Below are 8,600 nucleotides of genomic sequence, written 5' to 3'. Positions count from 1 at the left end.
CGACTTGCATGTATTAGGCACGCCGCCAGCGTTCGTCCTGAGCCAGGATCAAACTCTCCATAATAGAAAAGATGACTTGCTCATTTGAAGCTAGCGAGATTTTGCAATCTCAATTGTAGTCACTTACGTGACTGAATTTGCTGATATGCTTCATTCATTTGTTCAGTTTTCAAAGAGCTTTATTGCGTTACCGTTTAAAGCGTTAATGTATCGCTCTTGCGGTGACAAGAACATATATTATCAGGTTTCAAAACGAAATGCAAGCGACTTTTTACATCCATTATCTTACAGCTTGGAAAAGCCTGCGGCTACTGCATTTCGGCGCCAAATATCCTTCGTACCGAGTAAATGAATTCCACCGATCCATTCATCGATCCCATTCAGAAAGATATAATCCCGTTTGCAAGCAAGAATATGTTTACCCATTTCTGTTCTCTTTACTCTATAATTCTCAAATTCCGGCGGCCACGCTTCTCCGTACCTCGGGAGCTTATCTCCACCAAGTACTTGGATTAAAGGCTTTTCGCAATGCCACAATCCATCTACAATGCCCCAGAACTGCAAATCACCTAAGCCATAATGGTTGGCTTGTTCGGATACCTTTTGAAATAAGGACAAGATGGATACCTCATCGTCCCCTAACAGCTCAAGAATCTGCTGCTGAATGGCGGACAAGCCATTTTGAGCAGAAGGAAATCGAGCTGTATGGGCCGCTAAGGCCTTTTTAAGAAAAGGGAGTGCCGATAGGTCTTCTTCTAATATAGCAGCCATAGACAAAGGCTCAGAAGCCGAATAGGCTGTCCACACTTTGCAGGCAAGGCGCAGCTGGTCTTCAATGACAGGCAACCAGGTGCCATGCAGATGAAGGATTTGATCCACAGTTAACTGTCCTAGACCATAGAATGGGTTAACTCCAGGGAAGCGATCTATGCATATCAACGACAGTTGGAAGGAACGACGAGGTAATTCAGCGATTCTAGAAAGCAAATAAGACAGCATCAATTGATCATATAAATCATGCTCAAACCATAGGACAACCTCACCCACTTCATTCGAGAGGGTATCTAGCTTTGCTTCCTGCTGCATGGTCTGCGATTTGAATATGTTCTCGGGAATGCCGTAACGGTGATTCATATAAGAGGCCCTCATAGATAAAAGGACGCTATCTGACATTTGCATGCCGATAGGTCCCTCATAAAGCGACTCGCGCCATACCAGAATCTCACCATCTATACTGGATGTACGTAGTTTATCTCCAAATGCGTCACCATTTACGATATGTAGAGTTTTGGGCATGGCGTTGTCACCTCGCTTCTATGGATTAAGCTTCACCTAGCAGTTGTAAAAGCTCCTGCTCGTCTTCAATGATTCGAATGCCTAGCTCCTGCGCTTTGGTCAGCTTGCTGCCTGCACTTTCGCCGGCGATCACGATGTCGGTCTTTTTGGAGACACTGCCGGTGATCTTAGCTCCTCTGGCTTCGAGCTTTTTGGCGCACTCATCCCGACCCATCGAGGAAAGCGTTCCTGTGAGGACGATGGTTTTGCCGAAGAACGGGTTATCCTCGCTAGCCACTACAACTGGCGCTTCCTCAGCTACAGGATTAACGCCTGCTGCGAGCATCCGCTCAATGCTGGACACCATAACAGGGTCGCGGAAGAACGAATGAATGCTCTCTGCTACGATACCGCCCACGTCTGGGAGGGTGATAAGCTCTTCTGTCGTCGCCTCCATAATGCGCGAAAGGCTCCGATAGTGGTCGGCCAGCACTTTCGTGGTGGTTTTGCCCGAGTTCGGGATGCCAAGTGCATACAGGAAAGACGCGAGATCGCGGGACTTGCTCTTATCGAGGGCGCCAAGGAGATTGCGCGCCTTCTTCTCGCCGAAGCGATCGAGCTTGACGAGATCCTCGAATTGCAAGGTGTACAGATCCGCAGGATCGCGGACATCCAGCTCTTGATGCAGCTGTGAAGCGGTCATCTCGCTGAAAAATTCAATGTCCATCGCATCACGCGAAGCAAAATGCGCCATCCGGCCCACGAGCTGCGGACTGCAGCCGAGACGGTTGAGACAGAAGAGGTGCGCGCCACGCATCTCAAGCTCGCTGCCGCAGGACGGGCAATTCGTCGGTGCGATGATTTCCTCGCCGTCATTCTCCTCGGTTACCTTGCCGAGAATCTCTGGAATGACGTCATTCGAACGGCGAATGTAGACAAGGCTGCCGAGGGCGTGTTTGAGGTTTTTGCGCTCGATATCGCCAATGTTATTGAGCGTACAGTTCTGCACTGTCACGCCTGCGAGGTCAACCGCTTCTACGCGGGCTAATGGTGTGATTTTGCCTGTGCGGCCAACTTCCCAAGATACACTTTGAAGTGTTGTCGTCGCTTCTTCCGCTTCGAACTTATATGCAATTGCCCAACGCGGGAATTTCTCCGTATAGCCGAATACTTCCCTTGTGCGCATATCTGTCAGCTTCACGACGCTTCCGTCAATGAGGAAATCGAAGCTGGACCGTTCTTCCGCGATGCGTTCGAGCTCTCCGCTCACTTCCTCGATCGTGGAGAAGTATCGCGTGCGATTGCTCACTTTAAAGAGATTATCTCGCAGAAACTGAACCATATCGGCGTGATTTTCAAATTGGAGATCACTACTAAAGCCCACATTATAGAAGAAAGCGTTCAGTTTGCGCTCTGCGGTTAGTTTGGGGTTCTGATTACGCAAAGCACCTGCTGCGGCATTTCGAGCGTTTTTGAGCGGCTCTGCGGCCGTCTGATTGTAAGCTTCAAGGACAGACAGGAACATGACGCCCTCGCCTTGCACTTCAATCGTCCCTTGATCGTAAGGAATCTCCAGCGGGATCGATTTGATCGTTTTGACTTGGGCCAAAATGCCCTCGCCAACGGTGCCATTCCCGCGAGTCGATGCTTGAACCAGCTGACCTTGCTCATACGTAAGATTCAGGGTAAGTCCATCAAACTTGAGTTCCACCACGTAAGACGGGTCTGGGAGAGGCGTTTCTGGGTTTTTGCTATTGTAATCAGCAATCAACTTGAGTACGCGTGTGTGCCAAGCCGCCAAATCGTCGGCATTCTGGGCTTTATCCAAGCTCCAGAGTCTGGCTAAATGGCGGTGCGGTTCAAAGCCTTTGAGAATATCCCCGCCTACCCGATGGGTAGGGGAAGCAGGCAGGGTGACTCCTGTCTCCTGCTCCAGCTTGGACAATTTATCATAAAGCGCATCCCACTCCGCGTCAGAAATCGTGGGTTGATCCAACGTATAGTAGTTATGGTTATGCTTGTTGATTTCTTGGATGAGGGTTTTCATTGCCGCGAGTTTGTCGGTCATGACGGGCTCTTCCTCTCTCATTGGGAATATGGGCGGGACAGGGCAAGGCTAGACAAGGCAAGGCGGGACAAGGCAGAGCGCTCCTACACTTTCGTGATTGGAGCGAACTTCGCGAGCAGGCGCTTCAAGCCAACAGGCGCCGGGAAAGCAATTTGCAGCTCGGTGTCATCACCCGAGCCTTTCACGGACACGACGGTGCCGACGCCCCACTTGCCATGCGACACCTTGTCGCTGGCTCTGTAGTCCGGCACCGCACCGCCTGCGGCAGGCTGCGGCGCCCGGAACGCAGCCGGTCTCGACGCGGCCGCAGGGCTTGGCGCAGCCGCGCCAGCGGCAGTGCTAGGCCGTCCCCCGAAGGAGGACGGTGTGCCCCAGGTAGACGAGCCGGTGGTGGTGCCACGGCTCGAGGCAGCGGCACTGCCGCTGCCCCACGACGAGGTGCCGGAACGGCCACCTCGGGAGAAGCCGCCGCTGGAGCCGCCAGCCGAGACGCTTTCCAGGAGTTCCTTCGGAATCTCCTGGAGGAATCTCGACGGCGCATTCGCGGCGGAGCGGCCGAAGAGCGTGCGCATGCGCGCGCACGTGAGGAACAGCTCTTGCTCGGCGCGCGTGATGCCGACATAGGCCAAACGGCGCTCCTCTTCGAGCTCTTCGTTATCGGCGAACGCACGGCTGTGCGGGAAGACGCCTTCTTCCATCCCGATAATGAACACAACCGGGAACTCTAGTCCTTTGGCGCTGTGCATGGTCATGAGGACAACAGCGTCCTGCTCTTCTTCGGGCTTTTCTTTGTCTAGCGTATCAATATCCGCGATCAAAGCTAGGTCGGTGAGGAAGGAAATGAGGGATTTATCCTCATTGCGCTTCTCGAAGTCCATAGTTACGGACAAGAACTCTTCAATATTTTCGAGACGAGCCTTGGATTCAATCGTGTTCTCGCGCTGCATTTCCATGCGGTACTGGGACATTTCAAGGATTTTCTCGGTCAACTCGGTTACAGACAGGTAGTCCACCATGCGATTAAGGTTATCTACCATTTCACGGAAATCAGCAAGTGCATGCTTCGCCTTTGTGTTGATCTCCAGTGAATCAACTTCCTCCAGCATCGCAAATAGGGAGATCCCTCTGCGTCCAGCCATATCCGCCACCTTGTCCATCGTCGTATCCCCAACGCCCCGCTTCGGCACGTTCACGATCCGATTCAAGGAGATATCATCATTCGGATTGGAGATGAGTCTCAAGTAAGCCAAAATATCCTTAATCTCTTTGCGATCATAGAACTTGACCCCGCCGACGATGGTGTAGGCGATATCCGATTTTATCAGAATTTCCTCGATAACCCGTGACTGGGCGTTCGTACGGTATAGGATGGCGTGGTCGCCGAATCTTTTGCCATTGGACTTATTCTTATTAATTTCATTCGTGACGAAGTAGCCTTCTTCATACTCGGAATCGGCTTGGTACAGCTTAATCGCGACGCCGCCTTCTTTATCCGTCCACAGATTCTTCGGCTTTCGACCCGTATTGTTGGCAATGACTTTATTCGCTGCCTGCAAAATATTCGAGGTTGAGCGATAATTCTGCTCCAAGAGAATCGCCGTTGCATCCGGGTAATCCTGTTCGAAATTGAGGATATTGCTAATATCCGCTCCACGCCAACGATAGATGGACTGGTCACTGTCCCCGACGACGCAAATACGCTTATGCTTGGATGCGATCATTTGGCACAGCATATACTGCGCTCTGTTCGTATCCTGATACTCATCGACATGGATATATTGAAATTTATTTTGATAAAATTCCAGTACCTCTGGCACTTCTTTAAACAAATGAATCGTCGCCATAATCAAATCATCGAAATCCAAGGAGTTGTTGGCTCTTAGCTTCTTTTGATAAAGGGTATAAATTTTCGAGGTCAGCCCGTCGAAGTAGTCACCGATTTTTTCTTCAAATTGTTTAGGAGAAATAAGTTCGTTTTTAGCTGTGGAGATCGCTGCTTGGAATGTTTTGGGCTCGAATTTCTTCGTATCAATGTTGAGCTCTTTGCAGCAGGTTTTGATGACAGACAATTGGTCACCTGAATCTAGGATAGTAAAGTTCGAGGTAAAGCCGATCCGGTTAATATCTCTGCGCAGCATCCGCACACACATGGAGTGAAACGTGGAGACCCAAATATCGCTGCCACTCCCGCCAACCAGCTTGCCTACACGGTCTTGCATCTCACGTGCCGCCTTGTTCGTAAACGTCAGGGCTAAAATGTTCCACGGTGCCGCTTTGCGCGTGCCAATGAGGTAAGCGATCCGATGCGTGAGCACACGCGTCTTTCCGCTTCCCGCTCCAGCCATAATTAATAGAGGGCCATCCACGGCTTCTACAGCTTTGCGCTGCTGGGGGTTCAACTTTTTGATCGCTTCTAAAATATTGACAGTTTCATTCACGTTAGGGTTACCTTCCATTTCTATCAAAGTTCACATTCACGGTCTGAAGCGCCTGCTCCAAGTCACTATATATAATGTTGCCTACCACAATGGTGTCTGCTGCTTCGGCTGCTTGTTGCGCTTTCTCTAGGGAATCGATCCCGCCGCCATACAATAAACGGGCATTCTCGAGCACCTGCCGCGTCCGACGGACGAGCTCCATATCCCCAAAGGTACCGCTGTATTCCAAATACACAATCGACATGTGAAAAAGCTTGTCCGCCATACGCGCATATGCTGCTACGTCCTTGGCATCCAAGTCGGTTCGCGCTGAGGTCAGCTGAGCTGCCGTCGCATCTTTATTCAATATAATGTAGCCTTCAGCTACGATCTCATCCCAATTCAGCAACGCGCCGTATTCCTTGAGCGCCTCGTGATGCTGTCCCACGATCCATTTCGGATCATCTGCATTCAGCACAACCGGGATTAAAAAGAGGTCAAACCCCGGCACAATCGCTTCCTGATTCGAAATCTCTAACGCACAGGGCACCTCGTATTGACGGATCCGCGAAAGCAGATCCACCGTATTATCGAACGTGACCCCTGAAGAGCCGCCTACGAGAATCGCATCTGTGCCAGATAAACAGAGACGATCCAGCGCCTCATCTGAGATATCCCGGTCTGGGTCGAGCTTAAATACATGCTTCCACTTGCGTATATCGACGATCAATTGTTTCCCTCCGATTAGGCGGCAGTTCTGCCATACTATCAACAGTCTATGCTACCCATTCTGGTGTGTCAAATGACAAAAGACGGGCTAATCGCCCGTCTTTTAGAGGAATATGCAACTGAACGTGTCTGATCTTCACTGAAGCTTCATTTGCGCCATAATACGCACAAACGTTCGTTATTTTACGACGATATTGAGAATTTTCTCAACATTGAGTTCTTTATGATCATTTTGCTGAAGCTCAAGTTTAATTTCATGGGCACCTGTTGTTAAATTCGTGAGGGTTAATGGGCCTGTCTTACCGATCATCGCCTTCTGCTTGCCATCCACATACAGATGGAGATGTCCTTCTCCCAGTACATTGGCCTTATTCATGTCTTCTTCCGATAATTTGAAATTAGATGTTTGGTACGTGATCGTGACATTCTTCCCATCCACCTTGTAGTTGGCATCAATAACAGGCTTCGCACTCGTCGTTGTCGTTTTCGTACCCGTTCCTGTTTCCGTCTTCACTTGAACCGTTGTCGTAGTGCCCGCATCCTTCGTCCCTGTTGCTACGGACGGGATGACCTCATCTTTGGAACCGCACGCTGTTGTTAATGCTCCCAATACCACTAAAGTAGCCGCACCATATACCCATGTTTTTTTCATCAGCTTAAGCTCCCTCTTCCCTAAGTTTGGACATCCTATGTTCCTTATATATGTGTGCCAAGCCGTACTCATTCCTGAATTAGAAAAATAGTGGGACAAATTAGAGGAAGAACCAAAATAAACGGCTACGCCGTCCATCAAGGATGAGAGCGTTTATGGAGAAATATAGCCAAATTATTAAGTGAAACTTATAAATTCTTATATTTGCAAAAAGACACCCTGCCAAAAGGAGGCCAGGATGTCTCAGTACGGTTTAAAGCGTGATTACACTTGGTTAGAAGTTATATTTATTACCTTCTTGCGACCTATTCGTGTAGGCGTTCCCTTCGGAACTCGAAGATTGCATACCGGGCTGTGTACGGGAAACAATGCGAGCTTGCGCAGGTCTGCCTGTCCCCGTTATGCCTGTATTCTCATTTATATGGTTGGAAGAAGCCGCATACCCCTGAGACCCACGACCATAGCCCGTTGGCTCATGGCTTTGATCTTGGTAGCCCCGTGTTTGGGTTTGGTTATAAGAGGATTGCTGTTGTGTCTGACTTGGTGTGTATCCTTGGCCTCGGCCTTGTTGATTGTTGTATACCGCATTCGGGTACTGGCTGGCATAATTAACAGGCTGGAACGACGGTGTTGGCGCTTGGTGCTGGGCCGCAACTTGATTCTGCTGTTGACTTTGTTGTGCCTGTTGCTGACTGTACGGCTGCCTTTGTTGGTGCTGCTGCTCCGACTGGTGGGACTGCGTTTGGTACGATTGATGTTGCTGTGATTGAGGCTCCTGCTGCGACTGCGCAGACTGCACGGAACTCCGATCTTGCTGGGTAAAGCTTGCCGAAGCGGCCCTGCTTACATGCTGTTGGACGATGGACTGTACCTGTATCGCTGTCTGACTCTGCTTCTGCAGTTCTTGCCCAATTATCTGTTGATCAGCCTGTTGAATCTGATAACCGCCAAGTTTCTGGATTTCTTGAAAAACAAGGGCTTGATCATCCAATGTTTTTTGCAATAATGTTTCGAAGGTCTGTCGAATGCCTGGGTTTGCAGCTTCCAAAGCAGCCGTTGTATATTCACGCGCACTGCGCTTCAATTCAGACAGGACGAAGTTGGCAAAGTCTAGATCTTCTAAGTCGACTTGCTGATATTGGTGCTGTTGTTGCGAATTTTGCTGATACATGCGTCTTGCACCTCCTTGTAGGTTCGAATTAGTGGGTCATCCCGGATTGTTGTTGCAGGGCGTTGATCAGGATACTCATATTTTGCAATCGTTCCTGAGATAGGTGAGACAAGGTTTGCTTCAAGGACTGACTTTGGCTGTTCACCGCGCCTTGTACACAAAGCTTCGCTAACAATTCTTCATTCTTGAATGTATCCGACAGATACGAAAGTTCTTTACCAGAAATAGCTTGATTCTCTTGCGTGTTGTACATGTGCATGTGACCTCCTTTCCTCTCTTCTATTTTTC

The 8,600-nt window shown here is 49.6% G+C and carries 7 protein-coding genes and 1 rRNA gene; all 8 read right to left on the bottom strand.

Annotated elements, in window-relative coordinates; all coding sequences use genetic code 11:
• Positions 1-64 (bottom strand): 16S ribosomal RNA (locus tag AC58QC_RS22930); the annotation flags it as partial.
• Positions 65-285: 221 nt separating this feature from the next.
• A complete protein-coding gene (locus AC58QC_RS22925; protein ID WP_497417369.1) occupies positions 286-1,296 on the bottom strand; it encodes a DUF1835 domain-containing protein in 1,011 nt (336 codons plus the stop codon).
• A 25-nt stretch (positions 1,297-1,321) separates the two neighbouring features.
• Entirely contained in the window at positions 1,322-3,343 is a 2,022-nt protein-coding gene (ligA, locus tag AC58QC_RS22920) for an NAD-dependent DNA ligase LigA (RefSeq protein ID WP_497417368.1), read from the bottom strand.
• 83 nt (positions 3,344-3,426) lie between these two features.
• On the bottom strand, positions 3,427-5,781 hold the full coding sequence (pcrA, locus tag AC58QC_RS22915) for a DNA helicase PcrA (protein ID WP_497417367.1): 2,355 nt from the start codon (positions 5,779-5,781) through the stop codon (positions 3,427-3,429).
• A 7-nt stretch (positions 5,782-5,788) separates the two neighbouring features.
• Positions 5,789-6,490, bottom strand: coding sequence for a heptaprenylglyceryl phosphate synthase (gene pcrB, locus AC58QC_RS22910; protein ID WP_497417366.1), 702 nt, complete (start codon positions 6,488-6,490; stop codon positions 5,789-5,791).
• Positions 6,491-6,667: 177 nt separating this feature from the next.
• Entirely contained in the window at positions 6,668-7,141 is a 474-nt protein-coding gene (locus AC58QC_RS22905; RefSeq protein ID WP_497417365.1) for a hypothetical protein, read from the bottom strand.
• Between the two features lie 274 nt (positions 7,142-7,415).
• Complete coding sequence (locus tag AC58QC_RS22900) at positions 7,416-8,312, bottom strand: spore coat protein (protein ID WP_497417364.1); 897 nt, start codon at positions 8,310-8,312, stop codon at positions 7,416-7,418.
• Positions 8,313-8,340: 28 nt separating this feature from the next.
• Positions 8,341-8,565: a hypothetical protein gene (locus tag AC58QC_RS22895; RefSeq protein WP_057312695.1), complete on the bottom strand. Its 225-nt coding sequence runs from the start codon at positions 8,563-8,565 to the stop codon at positions 8,341-8,343.
• Positions 8,566-8,600: the final 35 nt, after the last annotated feature.

It is taken from the genome of Paenibacillus sp. J22P51, from assembly GCF_059692215.1.
This window is presented reverse-complemented; position numbering and strand designations above follow the sequence as displayed.

Excerpts from the sequence above, each read along its gene's own strand:
- AC58QC_RS22900 (WP_497417364.1), bottom strand. The coding sequence starts at position 8,312 with ATGTATCAGCAAAATTCGCAACAACAGCACCAATATCAGCAAGTCGAC.
- AC58QC_RS22895 (WP_057312695.1), bottom strand. The coding sequence starts at position 8,565 with ATGTACAACACGCAAGAGAATCAAGCTATTTCTGGTAAAGAACTTTCG.
- AC58QC_RS22925 (WP_497417369.1), bottom strand. The coding sequence starts at position 1,296 with ATGCCCAAAACTCTACATATCGTAAATGGTGACGCATTTGGAGATAAA.
- AC58QC_RS22905 (WP_497417365.1), bottom strand. The coding sequence starts at position 7,141 with ATGAAAAAAACATGGGTATATGGTGCGGCTACTTTAGTGGTATTGGGA.
- ligA (WP_497417368.1), bottom strand. The coding sequence starts at position 3,343 with ATGACCGACAAACTCGCGGCAATGAAAACCCTCATCCAAGAAATCAAC.